Source organism: Chitinophaga sp. 10T418, from assembly GCF_056394125.1.
In genome coordinates this window covers 49,991-70,372 of record NZ_JBFTHG010000008.1, presented here as the reverse complement: position 1 = coordinate 70,372, position 20,382 = coordinate 49,991, and the positions used below count along the sequence as shown (strand labels likewise).

Genomic DNA, 20,382 nt, shown 5'->3' with positions numbered 1-20,382 from the left:
ATAAGTATATGATACTACTTCCCATTAATCCGTGAAAGCCGGGAATGGGTTAGCGAATGCTTAAAAATGCATGTTAAGTGCTGAAAAATGATGGTAGAAATGGTGGTTATTCCATGGCAGGCCCCTCGTTTTGCCTCATGCCGGGCTGATTTTATGGTTTGTGTGCCATAAAAAAACGCAGGCCAGACACTCCAAGAGAAGCCTGACCTGCGTTAAATATGTTACAAACGTATTGTCTTACAGATTGATCACCCCTTTCAGCTGGGTGAAGAATTCATCTTTTTTGCGGGAAGAGATAGGAATATTCTTCTGATCACTCATCACCACGGCTGTTCCCAGGCCTTTGATGATCTTTACAATGTGATGAATATTAATGAGGAAAGATTTATGTACCCGATAGAATCCCTTATCAGAGAGCATTTCCTCATACTCTTTCAGTGATTTTGAAATGAGATGAGAAACGTTGCTGATTAGCTGAATTTTGGTATAGCTATCAAATGCTTCACAATAGATAATATCCTTCAAATCGATCACATTATACCCGTCATTGACTGGTATAACGATCTTTGAGAAGGCATTATCGTTGTTTTTGACATAATCTTTCAGGATAGATGCCAATTCGTTGAGCCGGCCCTTCTTGCTCTTTTTTACCTTTTCAAGGGCGTCTTCTACCTCACTCACCTTGATTGGTTTCAACAGGTAGTCCAATGCAGCAAATTTAATGGCCTGCAGTGCATACTCCTGAAACGCGGTGATAAAAATGACTTCGAAATTCAGCACCGGAAACATCTCCAATAGCTGAAACCCATTGTGTGGTGGCATCTCAATATCAAGAAACAGAACATCAATGGGGTTATTCTTAATCATTTCTGCCGCCTCATTGATATTTTGCGCTTCACCGACAACCGTTACATCTTTGCAGTAGTTCTCCAGTATGTTGCGTAAAATATGAATGTTGCGGACTTCATCGTCTACAATGGCAGCTTTTATATTACTCATAACATCTTAACAATGGGAATCAGTATTTCAACTAAGGTACCTTCCTTATTGCCGAAACCAGATTTAAATTTATCAATAATTTCTAACTTTCCAACACTTCCATTAAAAGATTTTATAATCTGCAAGCGCTCTTTAATCACGCTAAGTGCAGTAGACTCGTGTTTAATGAGCCTTGAACTTTTAATGCTATTTGACTTATCCCAGCCTATTCCGTCATCATCTACAGAACAATATAAGAGATCATCCACCATTTCCAATCTTATTTCTAAATAACCGCTGATATTCTTGGGGGCCAGCCCGTGTTTAATGGCGTTTTCTACGATCGGCTGAATAATCATGGGCGGAATGTAGATGGTATACTCTTTCAAAGCATCCTCCAGGATGAAATGATAGGTAAAGGAATGTGCAAACCGGATCTTTTCCAACTCCAGGTATCGTGTCAGAAAGGCGATTTCTTCTTCCAGTGAAATATATGATTTCCGGGAATTGTTGAGCATTTGCCGCATCAGGGTAGCAAAATCCGCCAGGAAGTTGAGGGCTTGTTTCTCCTCTTTTTCCAGGATGAGGTGCTGTACCGAGTTCAGCGAATTGAAAATAAAATGCGGATTCATCTGGTTGGTGAGCGCTTTGGCTTCCAGCTCCGCGATGCGCCGGTTATACTCCGTTTTTCGCTTCTCCGCCTGCTTAATACGCCTGATAATGTAACGCAGGCCTACCAATATCACCAGTAATGCCGCCAGCAGCAGGATGCCCCTTGCCCACCACTGCTGATACCATCTGGGCAGGATATCCACCTCCATGCTCAGGGCTCTGGACCAGTCGCTCTTATATTTGCGGGCCCTTACCAGCAGCTTATAACTACCTGGTTGTAAATCAGGGAATGGTATGATGTTCGACATGGTGGTAACCCAGCCGTTAGTAGTATCTCCCGAAAAATTATACTGGTACTCTACCATCTCAGGCAGATCAAAAACGATGGTTCCAAATTCCGCTTCAAAAGAAGCCTTTCTTTTATACAGGTGCACAAAAGTATTGGCTGGCAGGAAAGTACTGTCACCATAGCGGATATTATTCAGGTAGATGACCGGTGGAATAGTGTCTACCGGAATATGATCTGCATTGAAATAGCACAGGCCGTTGGAAGTGGCGATGTACAGGATGTCATTGTCTGAATATACGCCTCGGATATCATCAGACATGAGTCCGTCATTGGAAGTGATGTTACGGGTAATGGATTGTGTTTTCACGTCAATCACCGATACGCCGCGGTTGGTAGCCACATACAGGTGGCCAATGCCATCGTAATAGAGCTGCTGACAAATATCGCTGGCCAGGTTATTGGCGGTCCACAGGTGTTTCACGATGGCATCATGCTGCATCACATAAATACCCTGATCGCTGGTACCAATCCACAGGGCCCCATCTATCCATTTCAGGTCTTTGATGCTTACTTTGCGCAGGGTGTCTGCCCCGGCTGGTAATAGTTGCCGTTTCCCGTCTGTACAGAAATACAGGCCGGCATTGGTACCTACATAGTAGGCAGAATCATTGATGCAGGCGATGGAAGTCGCCAGCATGTCCAGGTCCCCGATAGTATAGTCATCCAGTGCAATCACCTGATTTTTGGCGGCCAGCCTGATTTTACCAGCAGGCGACACATCCACATCCTTCAGCATTTTTACCGCTTTCAGGAGAGATGATTTATGCGTGAGCGTATTAAAATCATACAATCCGTTGTCGGTGCCTATCAGCGCATGATCGTCTTTATGCGGTAAAATAGCCAGTATGCTGTTCCGGCCGGAAGAAGTATCGAGCGTAAACTGTTTACTGATGCGGTTGTCTCTATCCATCATATTGAGGATACCGGCATTTTGTCCGATCAGTAACAGGTCATTCTTCTTATCCTTGCTGATGCTGAAAATAGAATGTGAGGACAGCCCGTTGGTGTTATCGAGATAGCTGAAATAAAAATTTTTGTAGGGGATATTATATACGCCATCGCCAAAAGTGGTAATCCAGATATTACCATCTCTGTCTTTCAGCAGGGAGGTAATATAGTGGTTGTCCAGCAGTTTGATCGTTCTTCTTTCTCCTTTAAAAAATCCTTTGAGGAAATACAAAGCGCGCTGAGTACCTACCCAGAGGTTGTCATTATCAATGCACATATGGCTGATATCGTCATGAATCCCCCATTCCGCGCCGTTAAAAAAGCACACGGCATCTTTGGCGGTATAGGAATAGATGGTATTGCGGATAATAACGATAGCATTGTCGTTTACGCGGCTGCGCAAGGCTGGGTCATCTAACGGGAACGGGCAAACGGGAAATATTTTCTGATCAGGATTACTGGGATCTTTCAGATTGTCGAGGTGAAAAGAGGCCTGTAGCGGATGAAAGAGACTATCATTACGCATCAGGAAAAACAGGTCTGCACCGGCAGCACCGAGTTTATCATAAATTGTTTTTTTGCCGGTGTACTGAACAAGACGATTGTTGGTATTGAGGAACCAAACCACTCCTTTTTTGCCTTCAAAAGCGTATTGCATGTAGTGGCTACGGCTGTTGAAGATGAGGGAGGTATCGTTTTCTTCGCTATGTATAATTGATTTATTGTAGAAAGAAGGTTTTCCGTTGAGGGTAAAAAACCATACCCTGCCCAGGGAATCGGCGGCCAGTTTTACGACGTCATTGTCGGTGAGACCATCTTTTTTGGCGTAGTTGCGGAATCGTTTTCCGTCAAATTTACTGACACCGGTAGGAGTAGCAAACCATATGAAACCGTCTTTATCCTGCACAGCAGCATAAACAGTGGCGTTGGCCAGTCCGTCCTTCACATTGTAGTTACGGATCATCAGCCCCTGGGCCAGGGTTGTTGTAACAGTGCAAAAGAAGACCAACCCCCATAACATTATGTAACGGTTCAAGGGCATCGGATCATTTTAATGGTTTATCGTAAAAAAATTACGAATTAAAAATTACGAATTACGGATTTGTGAGCAGATGTTAGCGGAAAACTTGCTCGTTTGCCTCCGCACCAATCCATAATTCGTAATTTTTAATTCGTAATTCTTTTCTAGTATGCTCTTGCGAACAACACCCTTTCTTTAGACGGCTTACCTGTCAGAATACAAGTACCGGCTTCCTGCGGATTGTCGAGCGGGATGCAGCGTATAGTAGCTTTTGTACGGTCTTTTATTTTTTCTTCTGTTTCGGCAGTCCCATCCCAGTGAGCAGCAATAAAGCCGCCTTTTTCATCCAGCACTTTTTCAAATTCTTCAAAAGTGTCTACACGGGTAATGTGATTGTCGCGGTAAGCTTTCGCCTTGTTAAAGAGGTTGAGCTGTATTTCTTCAAGCAGTTCCTGAATACGGGCAGGTAAACCATCCAGTGACAGGCTCATTTTTTCTTTGGTATCGCGGCGGGTAACTTCCGCCACGTTATTTTCGAGATCTCTCGCGCCAATGGCTATACGAACTGGTACGCCTTTCATTTCGTATTCTGCAAATTTCCAGCCTGGACGGTTGTTGTCGGAATCATCGTATTTCACGCTGATACCGGCGCTTCTCAGTTCTTTTACAATGACGTTTACTTTTTCATCGAGACCGGCTTTCTGATCGGGACCTTTATAGATAGGTACGATCACGACCTGTATAGGCGCAATTTTAGGTGGCATTACCAGTCCTTCGTCATCGCTGTGAACCATGATCAGTGCACCGATAAGGCGGGTAGATACGCCCCATGAGGTAGCCCATACATAGTCCAGTTTATTTTCCTTATTGGAGAATTGTACATCAAATGCTTTCGCGAAGTTTTGACCGAGGAAGTGAGAGGTTCCTGCCTGTAAGGCTTTACCATCCTGCATCATCGCTTCCACGCAATAGGTTTCCACTGCGCCGGCGAATCTTTCGCTGGCGGATTTGATGCCACGTACCACAGGAACAGCCATGAAGTTTTCGGCGAAGTCAGCATAGATGTTCAGCATCTGTTCTGTTTCTGCGATGGCTTCGGCAGCAGTAGCATGTGCGGTATGTCCTTCCTGCCAGAGGAATTCGGTGGTGCGGAGGAACAGGCGGGTACGCATTTCCCAACGCACTACGTTTGCCCACTGGTTGATCAGGAGCGGTAAGTCGCGGTACGACTGTATCCAGTCTTTATATGTATTCCAGATAATTGTTTCGGAAGTTGGGCGAACGATGAGTTCCTCAGCTAATTTAGCTTCCGGGTCAACGATCACGCCGCCGCCATCAGGATCATTTTTCAGGCGGTAGTGGGTTACTACGGCGCATTCTTTGGCGAATCCTTCAACGTGGGCAGCTTCTTTGCTCAGAAAGCTTTTAGGGATGAACAGCGGGAAGTACGCATTCTGGTGGCCGGTTTCCTTGAATTTGCGATCCAATACATCGCGCATGGCTTCCCACAATGCAAATCCGTACGGTTTTATTACCATACATCCTTTTACTGCGGAATAATCTGCCAGGCCGCCTTTCAATACCAGGTCATTATACCATTTTGAATAGTCTTCCGAACGGGCTGTAATCTCTTTACTCATAAAAATTATACCTTATTTATATATCGTTAGTTTTAAGCTTTTTCTGATTCAATTTGTCGTGTCAAAATTAAATACCCCATCCGGCTGCTGAAGGCTGAATTGGCTTAGTTTTTGTCACTATATGTAAGAAGAAAATGTCACAAACATAGATGAAAAACATAACTGTGCAAACACTTATCATAAAATAATATGACCTGGACTATGTTATTGTAACTTTCTTCCCATTAAATCCGTTAAAAAGGAGTAAATTTACTATACGAATCACGCTTAAAACATATTTCAAATGAAGCCTATATTATACATTGGACTGGCCGCATCGCTCGCACTGGGAGCGTGTTCCAGTACCTATAAAACGGCTCAGACTCCGGATGATGTATATTATTCTCCGCGTCAGCAGCAGCGTACCTATGCCTCCAACAATGGTTCGAACGGTAACAGCAAGCAGGATGAAAACGATGCAAACTATGTAGAGGGAGATCAAACGGATGGTGGAAACTATGTGACTTACCAGGATGAGGATCAGGGAGATTATCAACGTCGTCTGAACAGATTCGGCAATGGTGGCAGCAACTATTCCGGTGATTACTGGGATGGTTATAATGCAGCATCCAGTCTGTATATGAATAGCTATGGCATGGGATACGGTGGATTTGGCATGGGTTACAGCCCATACAGCAGCTTCTATGGTCCTTCACTGAGCCTTGGTATCGGTTGGGGCATGGGTGGTTTCTATAGCCCATGGAACTCCGGTTTCTACGGTGGTGGATGGGGATATCCTTATATAGGCAGCTACTGGCCTTCTTACTACTACCCATACTATGGTGGTGGCTATTATGGCGGCGGCGGATACTACGGACATGGCGGCTACTATGGTGGCGGTCATTACATCAGCCGTCCTTCCAACTCCTATGGTGCTGTAAGAGGCAATGGCGAAAGAGTGCCAAGAGCCAATTACACTAACAGTAACGGTGGAGGCAGCGGTGGCGGTGGATATACACGTCCGAACAGGACCGGTACTTTCCAACCTGCAAACGGTGGTGGTAATGGTGGTACAGTAAACCCTGGCAGCGGATCCGGCGACAGACCACGCCGGGTATTCCAGCAGTCCAGCTCTGAAAGACCAGTGACAAGACCTACTTATCAAGACAACAGCAACAGCGGAAGTAATAACGGTGGTTATTCCCGTCCGCAACGTGTAGAATACAGCAGACCTGCTCCTTCTCCTGCACCTAGCTATACCCCCAGCCCTAGTTCTGGTGGTGGTCGCAGCAGCGGTGGAAGTGGTGGCGGCGGCGGCGGTGGATACAGTCGTCCTTCCAGAGGTGGCCGTTAATAAAAACATTTACAAGATAAGCGTAGCCTAAAAACCTACGCTTATTTTTTATCTTCATACAAGGTTTTGCCCACATAACCGTTATACAACATATTGCAGAACACGTTAGCATCACTAGAATAGCCTGCAAGCAAATCTCATTTTTAAGTATACAGATCATGATTAAAAGACTTTATCCTCTTTTAGGCGGCTTGTTTATATCTGTAACAGCCATGGCCCAAAGTTCCAACGACGCACTGCTTTACTCCCCCATGCAACCTCATGGTACTGCAAGAACCCAGGCACTGGGTGGTACAGGTGTGGGCCTTGGAGGAGATTATTCATCGGCACATATTAACCCGGCAGGTATTGCCATCTTTAAAACCGGTGAGTTTCATATCTCGGGTGGTGTAGGTATCTCTCAATTCACCTCTAATTATCTTGGTAATAATCAACTGGATAATAAAGGCTCCCGCTCTAACTTCCAGATGCCTTCTATTGGTGTAGTGATGGCGACTAATAAAAACGATGGAGCAAGCACCTGGAATAACATCTCCTTTTCATTAGGAATGGAGCGCCTCGCCAATTATAACAACGAAATCACCATCGCAGGACGCAATAATAAATCCTCGCTGAGCGATGTATGGGTGGATGACTTTTTTGATGCCGGCGGCTCTACCCTCGCACTGGGTAGTGACCTGGCCAACGCTACCGGCCTGTTCGCTGATTATCAGCCTACCACTGGTAATAAGGAACTGATGACACTTGCTTCTCCCTCCAGGCAAATAGGTAATCTTGCCGGCATACAACAGAGAGGTACACTGAAAACAGAAGGTGGACTGAATGAATATACTTTTGCGGTAGGTGGTAACTATGGTAATCGTCTTTATATCGGTGGTAGTATTAACCTGCCCAGCATTAACTACAAAGAAACCCTCAACTGGTCAGAAGATGATGCTACCGGCATTACCAACAACGAATTTAAATACATGGATTACAACAAATACCTGAAACGCACCGGTCTCGGATTTGGCGCTAAACTGGGTATTCTGTACAAAATATCTGATCACTTCAGATTAGGTGGTACTTTCGTTACACCTACCTGGTATTCTATTCATGATAGCTACACCTCAGAACTTTTCTCAGATGTAGAAAATGATAAAGGCGAACAGCAGGCATATTCCCTGGATCAAACAAAAGGATATCCGGTAGAATATGATTATAACTATACAGCCCCATTACGTGCTGCTGCCGGCGCCTCTTATTTCTTTGGTGATCTGTCAGCACCTAAAACCACACAAGGTTTTATTACGGCTGATTACGAATTTGTAAACCAGGCTTCCGGTAAGTTTAAAATGAGCGATGACAGAAAAACACAAAATAGTCTGAACGGTAATATCAGCTCCATTTATAAATCTACGTCCAATATTCATGCAGGCGCCGAAGTTAAATTCCAGGCCATGTATGCGGTAAGACTAGGTTTTGCAGCGTATGGCAATCCTTACAGCAATGATGGCTATAATGCAGGTGTAGATGCTTCCCGTAAAGTTTACAGCGGTGGTATTGGTTTCCGTAATAAAGGTTTTTATGCGGATGCTACCTATAGCTATACACAGGGTAACGACAGATACCAGCCTTATACAGTTGTAACCAGCGCAGCAATGACGCCCAAAGCGGCTACACTGGATTATACCAGAAGTAATATTGTACTGACTTTAGGATTCAAATTCTAAACGATCATCCATATAAAAAAAACGTCCGGGTGTAATTACATCCGGACGTTTTTTTTATACATCTATCGGATTACTACTCCATCTTCAAACTCTTCACCGGGTTTTCCAATGCCGCCCGTACTGCCTGAAAACTCACTGTCACCAAAGTGATCAACAACATCGCAGCACCCACCACTAAAAATACGTCAGCGCCTAAACGAATATGATAGGCGAAGCTATTCAGCCAGCGATCCATGCAATACCAGGCCAATGGTAACCCTATCAATACGGCGATCAGCACCGCACGCAGGAATTGCCGCGAAAGCATCATCACTACGTTTGCGGCGGTAGCTCCTAATACTTTGCGGATACTGATTTCTTTACGCTTGCTTTCGGCGGTAAAGGCGGCTAGTCCAAACAGCCCAAGACAGGAGATCAGCACAGCCAGCGCAGTGAAATATTCAGATAGCGCCGCTACCCTTTTCTCTGCCGTGTATTGCGCCTGGTAATCATCATCCAGAAATTTATAGTCGAATGTAAAGCCAGGGTTATAAGTGTTATAAAAAGCCGCCAACTGCGCCAACACAGCCTTCGTTTGACCTGCTTTTATTTTCACCATTACTGTAGTGTTGCGAAAATCCAGCATAAAAAACAATGGTTTAATGTTTTCATGCAGCGACTGAAAATGGAAGTTCTTCACCACGCCAGCTATCTCCGTCTTTACACCATTAAACTCAATCACTTTTCCTACAGGATCTGCAATCCCCAGGGCTTTAATAGCGGCTTCATTGAAAATTATTTTTGTATTATCCGTACCAAAATCGCGGGAGAACGGCCGGCCAGCGGCCATTTCAATACCCAGTGTTTCGATCATGTCATAGTTTACCATCAAAGGGCGGCACAGGATGGTTTCCACTGTACCTCTCCCTTTCCAGTTATAGCCCATAGAAGGTGCGCCCAGCACATTTCCTACCATGCCGGAGGCATTTACTACACCGGGTATTCTCTTCACCGCAGCTAAAAAAGTGGGCATGCTTTCCGGTACTTTTCCTTCTGCGTCAAAGTATACCACGTTATCCTTATCGTAACCGGTTTTTTGTGATTGCACATAAGCTATCTGACGGTAAACGGTTATCACGGCTACCATAAATATAACCGATAACGTAAACTGAAATATCACCAACCCTTTGCGTGCCAGCAACTGACCGGTGGCCTGTTGTATCTTCCCTTTCAGCACAGTTAACGGACTAAAACCTGAAAGATATAACGCCGGATAACTGCCTGCCAGCATGCCTGTGATCAATGTGATAGCCAATATGCCCAAAAGCAATGCAGGACTCATATCCAATGTCAGCGCTTTGCCGGTAAGCTGATTGAAATGCGGTAACAGCACCATTACCATTATCAAAGCAATGAACAGTGACAGAAAGGTGAGCAACATTGACTCACTGAGATATTGCCCGATCAGTGAAATGCGGTTGGCACCCACTGCTTTGCGGATCCCCATTTCCTTCATTCTGCCGGCGGCTTTGGCTGTAGAGAGATTCACGAAGTTGATAGCTGCAATCAGGATAATAAAGAGTGCGATCAGAGAAAACAATTTTACATAACTGATGCGGCCACCAACAGCTACTCCATTTTCATAATTACCATACAGGTAGTTATCGCTGTAATGCTGCAGGAACATATTTCGTGGGGTGGTAACTCCTTTGGTGATGCTGGTCATGAAACTGCTCAACTTCGCATTGAAAGCAGGAATATGGGTGCCTTCTTTCATAACGAGATAGGTCAGGAAGGGGCCCTGCGGATCCATTCCCGTTATTCCCATGATGTCTTTGAAGGCATCAAATGGCAATATAAAATCGAATTGTATGGAAGAATTAGCGGGTGTTTCTTTAAAAACGCCGGTGACAATACTGCTTTTTTTGATGAGATCGAACTGCCAGCTAATGGTTTTGCCGACTGCATTATCCCCGTTGCGAAAAAGTTCCTTTGCCAGCTTAGCAGAAATCACAATGCCATTTTTATCCTGTAGTACCTGTTGCGGATTCCCGGCGATCAACGGATATGAAAAAACGCGGAAATAGTCTTTCCCTGCAAAGATACCGGCTGCCTTCCCGTTTTTATCTCCTGCCGACACGGCTACTTTGGGGAACCAGGAAGGTGGCGTACTTACCACAGCGTATTCCACTTCCGGCATCGTTGTGGCGAGTGTTTCTCCCAGTAATGCCGGGGTTTCAGCGGAGGTAGTAATCCCTTTTTCATGTGGTTTGTTTTCCATTACCTGGAAGAGCCGGTCRTCATTTTTGTGAAAATGATCAAATGACCATTCATCATGTACCCACAAATAGATGAGCAACGTACAGGCGAGACCGGTAGATAGACCGATGAGATTCAGGATAGTAAAGCGCCTGTTTTTTAGGAGGTGGCGCCAGGCGATTTTCAGGTAATTTTTCAACATAAGCGGAAGTTTGCATGGGCGAAGCTGCTGTAAAAGATACCAGGCAGCGAACAAAATGCCATGATATCATCTCTATAAAAATAAATTATTTATATATAGCAGGTTAATTATAAATGTCCGGTTTTAGCACAACCGTTGTCCGTATTTATTTTTTGGAGAGATGGGTGCCGCTGCAGATTTCCTGATGTTAAAAACATCTCACGGGACAGGGCATTTACAGCAGTTGTTGCTGTACATAGCTGATGATCTCTTCATCGTCGCGTGGATCGAACCATTGAAAAGCGGGATCTTTCCGGAACCAGGTCAATTGTCTTTTTGCGTATTGGCGGGTATGCGTTTTAATATCATCTATGGCCTGATCCAGGGAGATATATCCATCCAGGAAGCTGAAAATTTCCTGGTAGCCAACAGTGCGTAGTGCGTTATGTTCGCGGTAAGGGATAACGGATCTGACTTCTTCTACCAGGCCGGCGTGTACCATATGGTCTACCCGTTGGTGGATGCGTTGATGTAATATTTCTTTGGGAGGTGTAATTCCTATTTTAATGATATTGAAATCGCGCTGCGAACGGGTAGCACTGCGAAAAGTAGTGATTGATTGTCCGGTGGCATCTAATACCTCCAGGGCACGGATCAGTCGTTGTGGGTTCTGGATTTCGGCGGTAGCATAAAATCCGGGGTCGCGTTCCTGGAGCTGTTGTTGTAGCCAGGGCAGGCCGTGAAGGGCAAACTGTTCATTCAGGTGTGTACGGATGCCTGGGGCGATAGCGGGCATATCATCTATACCATCTGCAAAAGCCCTGATATAGAGACCGGTGCCTCCGCACATCACTGCGATGTCGTTGTTTTTAAATATATCGGCCGTATATCCCAGGGCAAGTTTTTCGTAGACGCCGGCATTTACTTCTTCCTGAATGCTGTGTGAGTCAATAAAATAGTGTGGTACCGCCGCCAGTTCTTCCGGGGAAGGCTTTGCGGTACCGATACTGATTTCGCGGTAGCATTGCCTGGAATCCGCAGAGATAACAGCTGTATGAAACAGTTGTGCCAGTTGAACGGACAATGCTGTTTTACCTGATGCTGTAGGCCCTGCGATAATGATGACGGTTTTTTGCATAAACGAGTAGTAGGATAGAATTACGGATTTCAAATTACGAATTACGGATTTGTGGCTAGATGGTAAAGCGAAGGCTATCCGCTGTTATCTATCCGCAAATCCGTAACCTGAAATTCGTAATTCGTAATTATTTTAAAAGCTATTATCTTCTTCTGTGCCAAATTCTTCAGCGCCATCGCCGCCCAGAGCATCACTTTCTTCCCCTTCTTCTCCAAATCCGTCTGCATCCATGCCTTCTTTATTGAGGTCATATTTTTCCTCCATTTCCACGAGCTTGTCGCCAACGAGGCCTTTGGTGCCATATTGACTAGGTGCGAGGCCTTCTTTACGTACGCAGGCAGGATATACTATTTTACTGTTTTCGTCTTTTGACACGCCGATCAGTTCTACCAGGAAAGACCAGTTTTTGGCGAAGTCGTAGAGGTAGATAAATTTCTGATTAGGATCTTTTACCGCGGCAGCTATCACCGTATCCACCATGAGCAGGGGTTCTGCTTTACGTGGCTGGTTATCGGCTTCCAGGATAATTTCCCGGCCGCGTTGCCAGTTATCGTTGCTACGGAAAAAGGTAGCTTTATGTTTTGAATCAAATTCGAATGCTTGCAAAATTGCTTGGTGAAATACTAAAAACGTCTGATTCGGCTTAATGGCAATGTCTCTGTAGACACTTTCATCTTCTTCCCAGTAAACTCTGAATTTCAAAACCGGCATGACAAAAAGGTTATAAGTTATGTAATGTTTAAACAGGCCGCAGTTAGCGGTAGGTTCTAAATGCTAGTGAATACTTATTATGGTTATGTAAAATTACCAATTTTATTTAACCGGGCTTAGATTCAATGCACCGGCTTTTTCCAATAAAAAAGCATAAGCTGCATCGTAAGTATTTGGGATTTCGCCATCCAGGATAGCTTCTCTGATGGCGCTTTTCAGATCGCCTACGATCCTGCCGGGTTTCAGCCCAAATGTTTCCATGATCATTTCGCCGGTTACGGGTGGCTGCCAGTTGCGGATCCGGTCGCTCTCCTCTACTTCTTTCAACCGCTTGCGTACCAGTTCAAAATTTTCCAGGTAACGTTTTACCTTGGCTTTGTTTTTTGAGGTAATATCCGCTTCACAGAGCATCATGAGTCCTTCTATATCATCTCCGGCATCGAAGAGTAATCTGCGGATAGCCGAGTCTGTTATGTTCTCTTTAGTGAGACTGATGGGTCGCAGGTGTAGTTCTACCAGTTTCTTTACCAGTTTCATTTTATCACTCAATGGTAATTTCATCCGGGTAAAAATACGTTGCACCATTTTACCTCCTACCGCATCGTGGCCATGAAAAGTCCAGCCATGACCCGGTTCAAATTTTTTGGTAGCTGGTTTGCCTATATCGTGTAATAAAGCGGACCAGCGGAGCCACAGATCCCGGGTATTTGCCGAGATATTATCCACTACCTGCAAGGTATGATAAAAATTATCTTTGTGCCCCTTCCCTTCGTTCATCTCTACGCCCACCATATCGATCATTTGGGGAAAAATGATTTTGAGCAGGCCGGCCTTGTATAAAAGATCCAGTCCTACAGAGGGTTTTGGCGAGAGCATGATTTTATTAAACTCATCGGTAATTCTTTCCTGGGAAATGATACGGATGCGTTCTGCATTTTCCTGAATGGCCGTAAAGGCGGAGGCTTCGATGGTGAATTGCAACTGTGATGCGAAGCGGATAGCGCGCATCATGCGCAGAGGATCATCACTGAAAGTTTGTGCCGGCGCCAGTGGGGTACGGATAATTTTCTTATCAAGATCAGCCAGTCCATCGAATGGATCGAGCAGGGAGCCATAATCGGCATCTTTCAGGCTGATAGCCATGGCATTGATGGTAAAATCACGACGGTTCTGGTCGTCCTGCAGGGAACCTGCAGATACTTCCGGATTACGTGATTCCTGGCGGTAGCTTTCTTTGCGTGCGCCTACAAATTCCATTTCCAGCTCATTCCATTTTACCTGAGCAGTACCATAAGTTTTAAAGAAACTAACGGGAATGTTGTTGCCTAAGCTTTCTGCGACTTTATGTGCGAGGGCAATACCATCACCTACACACACAATGTCCATGTCTTTTGTTTTCCTTCCCAACAGTTTATCCCGCACAAAGCCACCGATCAGATAGGCAGGCACCCCCAATTCGTGGGCTGCTAATGCTATCTTCTCCAGCACTTTTCTTTCCTGCAGGGAGCAGGGTATGTCCAACGGCTTGCTGCTGATCATATTAAAATATTCCTGTTAAATTTATTCCTTTCGCTGAAACCAGGGCGCAAATGTAATAAATAAACGTTTTTAATCCCGGATTATCGCTATTGATCCGTCTTTGTTTATCCGGATAATCCTGGATGCGATGCTGTTGGCAGCTTCTTCCTGCCTGTGTTTCACGATATAATCCACACCATTCCGGATATCGTCCGTTACATCGGAGAAGCGGGCGGGAGAAGGTGCTCCGCTGATATTGGCAGAGGTAGACACCAATGGTTTACGCAGTCTTTTTATCAGATGGCGGCAAAAAGGATCTTTTACAATACGGATGGCGATGCTGCCATCTTCGCTGATGACATTGGGAGCCAGGCCCAGCGCGCCTTCATAAATCACGGTTGTAGGACGGGTGAAACCGGCAATAATATCCGCGATATCGGGCCGGGGATTGGCGATAAAATGCAACAGGTCTTTCACATCTGCCAATAATATTACCAGGCTTTTACTTTCACTCCGCTTTTTCAGGTCAAAGACTTTCTGCACTGCTGCCTCATTGGTAGCATCGCAGCCAATGCCCCAGATCGTGTCTGTAGGATAAAGGATCAGCCCACCATTGCGCAGCACCGGCATCGCCGCACTGATATCATCTTCAAACATTTCGGTATGTTGTTATTTAGTTATTTAGTTGTTTGTATACTTTCATCATGGCCGCTGCACATTTTTCCGGTGTAAAATGTTGTGCATGCTGCCAGCCCTTTTCCTGCATCTGTTTTACCAGCGAGGGGTTATCCACCACCTGTTTCATAGCATGGGCAATGGTGCGGGGATCCAGGGGATCTACGTACAGGGCCGCGTCTCCTGCTGTTTCTGCAAAACAGGAACCATGAGAGGTTATAACCGGTGTACGGCTCCACAATGCTTCCAGGATAGGAATACCAAAGCCTTCGAAAATGGAGGGGTAAATCAGCGCCATCGCGCCCTGGTAAAGGCCAGGCAGCTCATTGTTTTCCAGGCGGACATGCTCATTCAGAAAAATCACCTGTTGCGTGAGCCCATTGGCCACCAGGTAATCCTTTACTTTCTTTTTATAACCACTGCCATTGCCCAGCACCACCAGCGGCAGGTCCATCGATCCTTTTAGTGTATTCATGGCCGTTACGATGCCCAGCAGGTTTTTGCGCTCAATCAGTGAGCCTACATACAGAAAATATTGGGAAGGCAACTGGTATTTAGCGCCTATAGCAGCAATTTCATCATCCGCCCAGGTAACGCCAAAAGCCGGATCACAGCTTTGGTATACCACCGCTATTTTATCGGCAGGCGTCTGGTAATAATTGATCAGATCCTGCTTTGTTTGCTCGCTGATGGCCACCACCCTATCCGCATGCTGACAAGCGTAGCGGGCCTTGCGGCGATAGGTAAGCACATCTATCCGGTTGTATTGCTCCGGGTATCTTTCAAAAATAAGGTCATGCATGGTCACCACAGAGCGGATACCGCTTTTATGGATTCCAAAAGGTAACTCGTGGCTGAGGCCATGGTACAGATCCATCTGATAACGCAACAGGTCCTTCACCACAAAGCGGCTGCGCCAGGCTGATTTAAGCCAGCGATGCAACTGCTTTTCGGGCAATACTACCTGTAGTTCCGGCATAGCACTCAGGTCGTACATGGGTGTTTGCTTAGGGGCAAACAGGTAGTACTCATCTTCCGGAAAATCCTTTACGAGAGATGATATAAGGGTACGGCTATAGTTCCCTAAACCTGTGTCATTCTGGAACGCGCGCTTGGCATCGAATCCTATTTTCATGGGGTCAAAATTACGAATTACGGATTATGAATTACGGATTTGTGGGGAGAATACCCGTTATTATCTTATACAAATCCCTAATTCGTAATTTCCCATTCGTAATTTCCCATTCTAGGTATTATGTTTGCAAAAAAAACGACAATGGATTTACAACAACAAATACTGGCTGCCTGGGCTGATCGCAGCCTCTTACAGGAGACACAGTACACGGATGCAGTTAAAGCGGTAATAGAGGCAGTAGATAAAGGACATCTGAGAGTTGCAGCACCAACAGAAAACGGCTGGCAGGTGAATGAGTGGGTAAAACAAGCCATCTTACTGTATTTCTCCATACAACCCATGGAAACAATGGAAGTACCTCCGTTTGAGTTCTATGATAAAATGAGATTGAAGTCCAACTATAAAGAACTGGGCGTAAGAGTTGTTCCGCATGCGATAGCACGTTATGGCGCTTTTATCGCTAAAGGTTGCATCCTGATGCCGTCTTATGTAAACATCGGTGCATTTGTTGACGAAGGTACCATGGTTGATACCTGGGCCACCGTAGGATCCTGCGCACAGATCGGTAAACACGTACACCTGAGTGGTGGTGTGGGTATCGGCGGTGTACTGGAGCCATTACAGGCAAGTCCGGTGATCATTGAAGACGGTGTTTTCGTAGGCTCCCGTTGTATCGTAGTAGAGGGTGTAAGAGTAGAAAAAGAAGCGGTATTAGGTGCTAACGTAGTACTGACACAGTCTACCAAAATCATTGACGTAAGCGGCAGCGAGCCGATTGAATATAAGGGCCGCGTACCTGCCCGCAGTGTGGTAATTCCTGGTACTTATACCAAGAAATTCCCTGCCGGCGAATACCAGGTTTCCTGTGCACTGATTATTGGTCAGCGTAAAGCTTCCACTGATCTGAAAACAAGTTTAAATGATACGCTGCGTGAATTTAATGTAGCAGTATAAATATCACCTTCTTCGTGGATCGCGCAGGGCATTTTATGGCTTTGCGCGATTTTTTTTGGGGCTGCGAAAAAAAATTTGGTGAATTTAAAAAAACGCTTACTTTTGCAATCCCTTAACGGGGACATGCGATGCCCAGATGGCGAAATTGGTAGACGCACTGTGTTCAGGTCGCAGCGTTCGCAAGGATGTGCTGGTTCGAATCCAGTTCTGGGCACAAAAAGGACAAACTTAGGTTTGTCCTTTTTTATTTTAAGCAAGAACACCCAGCATTACCGTCAGCATTACCTCATCATTATGGAGACCCCGTCTATACTATGCTTGGCACCCGCTAAGTGCGTATAGAAACACTGCAGCAGAGGTGGACTTGAGGTGGACTTGATGCGGGGGGGAGGTGGACTTGATGCGGGGGTAAATTCCGGATGTATACCCCCGGTTTTTCAACCTGATCCTTAAAGAAACGCTTCTACCGGCATTATGCAACAGCATTAGCCGGATAAAAGATAAACCTCTGGCACCAGGGTATAATATAAACTAAAAGCCCGCTCAAATTGAGCGGGCTTTTAGTTTATATTAGGCTTAACCCAATCATCGGGCATCAACTTTTAMCGGTTGTTTTATTTCTTTTGCTGAGACAGAAAAGTAACAAGCGATGCAAATTCGTCGTACGATAATGCATTAGCAAGACCAGTCGGCATCATAGATGTTTTCATTTCCTTACGGGTCAGGATATCCGCTGTTTTAACGGTGAATACGGTACCACTGATATCTCTCATAACTACTTTAGCAGCCGTTTCTTCTGTAACAAATCCCATATAAGACTTGTTACCTTTCGCCGTGATCATCACTGTGGCAAATCCCTGTGAAATGGATGCACTAGGTTTGAGAATGGATTCTGCGATCTGCTCCCGGTTCATGATAGATCCAATTTGTCCCATAAAGGGGCCTTTCATGATCTCTCCCTTGTTAATACTATGGCAGGCTACGCAACCCTGGTTGGTAAACAATACTTTCCCTCTGACAGGATCTCCTTTTAATTTATTAACGGCCAGCAAAACATCTTCGATAGATGATTTGCCCACCTGACCTTTTTTACTTTTAATTTTTTCCAGATCTACTTTGGGTTCTTTAGCTGCTACTGCTTCCACTTTTTTCGGTGTTGCAAATGCAGGAATATCCATCCTGTCGCGGGCGTCAAGATCTCTGAAAAACGCTATGCCGGCAGGGCCTTTCTTCAGCGACTCCTGTTTGAGGAATTTTTCGATAGCTGGTGATGCTTCCCAGGTTACGCCTTTGTAATAGGGGCCATGCGAATCCGGTCTGGTACCCCACCACCAGGATGCATCATAGGTATCCTCTTTTCTGTAGAGGCGTGCTAACGTGATGATGATCTGCTGTTTTAACTTCGCATCTTTCGACAGCTGGTAAGCATTTATTAAGCCACTCACTGCTTTCTGATCGTGCATATAACGTAACGCCCACAATGCGAGGGTGGCGTTTTCGCTGTTGATTCCCGCTACGGCAGCATCTACAGCATGAAGGTTTACAAGGGACTGTACGGCCAGATGAGGCAGCACAATAGCTGAATTGGGCGTAGCGTGCGGTCCTTCCACATCTTTCACTGGTGCGACAAATGATGCCGGAACTTTTGTTTGCAACAAAGCATTGGCAGTTTCAATACGGCCTAAGCGTCCCAGTCCGATTATCGCAGCAGCCTGCACGCGCGGAGACGGATCTTTAAGTCCTTCCAGGAAAGGTTCAGTAGCAACATCTTTAATGATACCTTTTCGGTCTGCCAAAGCCCGCAATGCATGTTCCCTCATGGAAGCATCTTTTGTTAATGCTGTTAAAGCAGGGATGCCATCTGCGCCGGCCGCCTGTGCATAAGTATAGATACCGGCCACGCGGGCATATAAAGGCAATTGAGCATCTGAAGCAATTTCCAATGCAGCAGCAATGGCTTGTTTATCCCTACGTGCGATTAATTCCTGAGAGGCATTCAAACGGGCTACCGCACTGGCCGATTTAAGCAATCGTGCCAATTCCTCAACCGGGGCTTTGGCCACGTCAGGAAATGGTTGATAAGTCCAGTTGTTCGGTACTGCCCGAATCACATAGCCTTTATCCGGACTGCCGGAATAGCCGGCGCCATCCCATGCGGAAAGGTAAAGTCTGCCGGATCCGTCAACATCCAGATCTGTAATCTGAGGAAGACCTATAAACTCTTCTTCTTTTTGAGTGAATGTAGGGCCATCAGGTGTTACCCTGTGAATGTACAGCATGCTGCGTCCCCAATCCGCCATCATTGGAACGTTATTGTATTTCTCGGGCCAATTGGGTTCCGCCATATATAAGGCGCCTGTACCGGAGCCACCGCCCAGATCCGCGAGGGCGGGCATTATTTCATCTGTAAAATGCTGAAACAATACCGGGTATCCGTATTCTCCGGATTGGATATGGTGGGAAAACCGCACATTCCATCCACCGCCGTCATTGGTATTTTCTCTTGTAAAAACGTTCATATATGGATCAATAGCCACATCGTATACATTGCGCGTACCGTGTGTATATATCTCCATTTCGGTACCGTCAGGGCGTACCCGGACAATACCACCGCCCAGCATGGTCAGTTTCTTACCGGAACGATCTGTTGCGTTATGAAACCCAAAATCACCTACCGCAATATAGATCCAGCCATCGATACCCATTCTGATACCATTGGTAGCGTGATCCGTTCCACGCTCCTGTATGTATTTGGTATTGCTTAGATTTTCGACAAGTGGTTGAGGAGGTCCATCTGCTTTTCCATCTCCGTCCTTATCTTCAAAAACAACCAGGGCCATTCCGGTAGCTTTACCGGTTTCACTGGAAAAGGTGGTGTGTAATACAAAAACGCGGTTACCCTGCACAATGATGCCACGTGGGTTATCCACCGTTGCAAATTCAATGTGCTGGTCCATTTTACCATCGTTATCCTTATCGATTAACTTAAGAATCCGGCCTTTACCCGGATCTTTCCCTAATGAACCGATCATATCCACGCCTACAAATACTTCGCCGGTAGGCGCAACTGCCAGGCAGGCGGGGCTGGGCGTTACATCAGGACCAGCAAATCTGGTAATAGTTAATTCAGGTGGATTGGGAGAACCGGTTAAAGTGTCTCCAACGAATTGTTTTGCGCCAATAAATACTGCAAGAGAATAAATCAGGCCAATAGAAAATTTCATCATTTTTGTTCGCTG

Annotated in this window: 13 protein-coding genes and 1 tRNA gene; 4 read left to right on the top strand and 10 right to left on the bottom strand. The window is 45.6% G+C overall.

Features of this window, described 5'->3' with window-relative positions; genetic code table 11:
• Positions 1-237 precede the first annotated feature (237 nt).
• The 3 genes from AC1DCV_RS22940 to proS all read right to left on the bottom strand — a co-directional run bounded on the left by AC1DCV_RS22940 (position 238) and on the right by proS (position 5,548).
• Complete coding sequence (locus tag AC1DCV_RS22940; RefSeq protein ID WP_441574461.1) at positions 238-999, bottom strand: LytR/AlgR family response regulator transcription factor; 762 nt, start codon at positions 997-999, stop codon at positions 238-240.
• A complete protein-coding gene (locus AC1DCV_RS22935) occupies positions 996-3,923 on the bottom strand; it encodes a sensor histidine kinase (RefSeq protein ID WP_477025335.1) in 2,928 nt (975 codons plus the stop codon). The genes AC1DCV_RS22940 and AC1DCV_RS22935 overlap by 4 nt, the downstream gene beginning before the upstream one ends.
• Before the next feature lie 149 nt (positions 3,924-4,072).
• A complete protein-coding gene (proS, locus tag AC1DCV_RS22930) occupies positions 4,073-5,548 on the bottom strand; it encodes a proline--tRNA ligase (protein ID WP_477025334.1) in 1,476 nt (491 codons plus the stop codon).
• A gap of 283 nt (positions 5,549-5,831) precedes the next feature.
• Here proS and AC1DCV_RS22925 point away from each other — a divergent pair, with 283 nt between their 5' ends.
• Positions 5,832-6,881 carry a hypothetical protein gene (locus tag AC1DCV_RS22925; protein ID WP_477025333.1) on the top strand — a complete coding sequence of 350 codons (1,050 nt, stop codon included), beginning with the start codon at positions 5,832-5,834 and terminating at the stop codon, positions 6,879-6,881.
• Between the two features lie 158 nt (positions 6,882-7,039).
• Positions 7,040-8,593, top strand: a complete 1,554-nt coding sequence (locus tag AC1DCV_RS22920) for an OmpP1/FadL family transporter (RefSeq protein ID WP_477025332.1) — start codon at positions 7,040-7,042, stop codon at positions 8,591-8,593.
• A 73-nt stretch (positions 8,594-8,666) separates the two neighbouring features.
• Here AC1DCV_RS22920 and AC1DCV_RS22915 read toward each other — a convergent pair whose 3' ends face one another.
• The 6 genes from AC1DCV_RS22915 to AC1DCV_RS22890 form a co-directional block, all read right to left on the bottom strand.
• Positions 8,667-11,033: an ABC transporter permease gene (locus tag AC1DCV_RS22915; RefSeq protein WP_477025331.1), complete on the bottom strand. Its 2,367-nt coding sequence runs from the start codon at positions 11,031-11,033 to the stop codon at positions 8,667-8,669.
• A gap of 214 nt (positions 11,034-11,247) precedes the next feature.
• The gene (miaA, locus tag AC1DCV_RS22910; RefSeq protein WP_477025330.1) at positions 11,248-12,150 is read right to left on the bottom strand and encodes a tRNA (adenosine(37)-N6)-dimethylallyltransferase MiaA; all 903 of its coding nucleotides are present in this window, start codon (positions 12,148-12,150) and stop codon (positions 11,248-11,250) included.
• A 132-nt stretch (positions 12,151-12,282) separates the two neighbouring features.
• Positions 12,283-12,861, bottom strand: coding sequence for an IS1096 element passenger TnpR family protein (locus AC1DCV_RS22905; protein WP_477025329.1), 579 nt, complete (start codon positions 12,859-12,861; stop codon positions 12,283-12,285).
• Between the two features lie 102 nt (positions 12,862-12,963).
• Positions 12,964-14,400: a CCA tRNA nucleotidyltransferase gene (locus AC1DCV_RS22900; RefSeq protein WP_477025328.1), complete on the bottom strand. Its 1,437-nt coding sequence runs from the start codon at positions 14,398-14,400 to the stop codon at positions 12,964-12,966.
• A gap of 69 nt (positions 14,401-14,469) precedes the next feature.
• Positions 14,470-15,036: an L-threonylcarbamoyladenylate synthase gene (locus tag AC1DCV_RS22895; RefSeq protein WP_477025327.1), complete on the bottom strand. Its 567-nt coding sequence runs from the start codon at positions 15,034-15,036 to the stop codon at positions 14,470-14,472.
• Between the two features lie 16 nt (positions 15,037-15,052).
• Positions 15,053-16,189 carry a glycosyltransferase family 4 protein gene (locus tag AC1DCV_RS22890; protein ID WP_477025326.1) on the bottom strand — a complete coding sequence of 379 codons (1,137 nt, stop codon included), beginning with the start codon at positions 16,187-16,189 and terminating at the stop codon, positions 15,053-15,055.
• Positions 16,190-16,330: 141 nt separating this feature from the next.
• On the opposite strand from AC1DCV_RS22890, the gene AC1DCV_RS22885 reads away from it, so the two are divergent.
• Both AC1DCV_RS22885 and AC1DCV_RS22880 read left to right on the top strand, forming a co-directional pair.
• Positions 16,331-17,143 (top strand): 2,3,4,5-tetrahydropyridine-2,6-dicarboxylate N-succinyltransferase, encoded by an 813-nt coding sequence (locus AC1DCV_RS22885; RefSeq protein WP_477025325.1) that lies wholly within the window; start codon positions 16,331-16,333, stop codon positions 17,141-17,143.
• 130 nt (positions 17,144-17,273) lie between these two features.
• Positions 17,274-17,357, top strand: a tRNA-Leu gene (locus AC1DCV_RS22880).
• Positions 17,358-17,757: 400 nt separating this feature from the next.
• On the opposite strand, the gene AC1DCV_RS22875 is transcribed toward AC1DCV_RS22880, so the two are convergent.
• Positions 17,758-20,370, bottom strand: a complete 2,613-nt coding sequence (locus AC1DCV_RS22875) for a DUF7133 domain-containing protein (protein WP_477025324.1) — start codon at positions 20,368-20,370, stop codon at positions 17,758-17,760.
• Between the last annotated feature and the right edge of the window lie 12 nt (positions 20,371-20,382).

What these genes read in the sequence shown, in the direction of transcription:
- AC1DCV_RS22940 (WP_441574461.1), bottom strand. Translation starts at nt 999, where the DNA reads ATGAGTAATATAAAAGCTGCCATTGTAGACGATGAAGTCCGCAACATT.
- miaA (WP_477025330.1), bottom strand. Translation starts at nt 12,150, where the DNA reads ATGCAAAAAACCGTCATCATTATCGCAGGGCCTACAGCATCAGGTAAA.
- AC1DCV_RS22895 (WP_477025327.1), bottom strand. Translation starts at nt 15,036, where the DNA reads ATGTTTGAAGATGATATCAGTGCGGCGATGCCGGTGCTGCGCAATGGT.
- AC1DCV_RS22885 (WP_477025325.1), top strand. Translation starts at nt 16,331, where the DNA reads ATGGATTTACAACAACAAATACTGGCTGCCTGGGCTGATCGCAGCCTC.
- AC1DCV_RS22920 (WP_477025332.1), top strand. Translation starts at nt 7,040, where the DNA reads ATGATTAAAAGACTTTATCCTCTTTTAGGCGGCTTGTTTATATCTGTA.
- AC1DCV_RS22900 (WP_477025328.1), bottom strand. Translation starts at nt 14,400, where the DNA reads ATGATCAGCAGCAAGCCGTTGGACATACCCTGCTCCCTGCAGGAAAGA.
- proS (WP_477025334.1), bottom strand. Translation starts at nt 5,548, where the DNA reads ATGAGTAAAGAGATTACAGCCCGTTCGGAAGACTATTCAAAATGGTAT.
- AC1DCV_RS22890 (WP_477025326.1), bottom strand. Translation starts at nt 16,189, where the DNA reads ATGAAAATAGGATTCGATGCCAAGCGCGCGTTCCAGAATGACACAGGT.
- AC1DCV_RS22875 (WP_477025324.1), bottom strand. Translation starts at nt 20,370, where the DNA reads ATGATGAAATTTTCTATTGGCCTGATTTATTCTCTTGCAGTATTTATT.
- AC1DCV_RS22905 (WP_477025329.1), bottom strand. Translation starts at nt 12,861, where the DNA reads ATGCCGGTTTTGAAATTCAGAGTTTACTGGGAAGAAGATGAAAGTGTC.
- AC1DCV_RS22925 (WP_477025333.1), top strand. Translation starts at nt 5,832, where the DNA reads ATGAAGCCTATATTATACATTGGACTGGCCGCATCGCTCGCACTGGGA.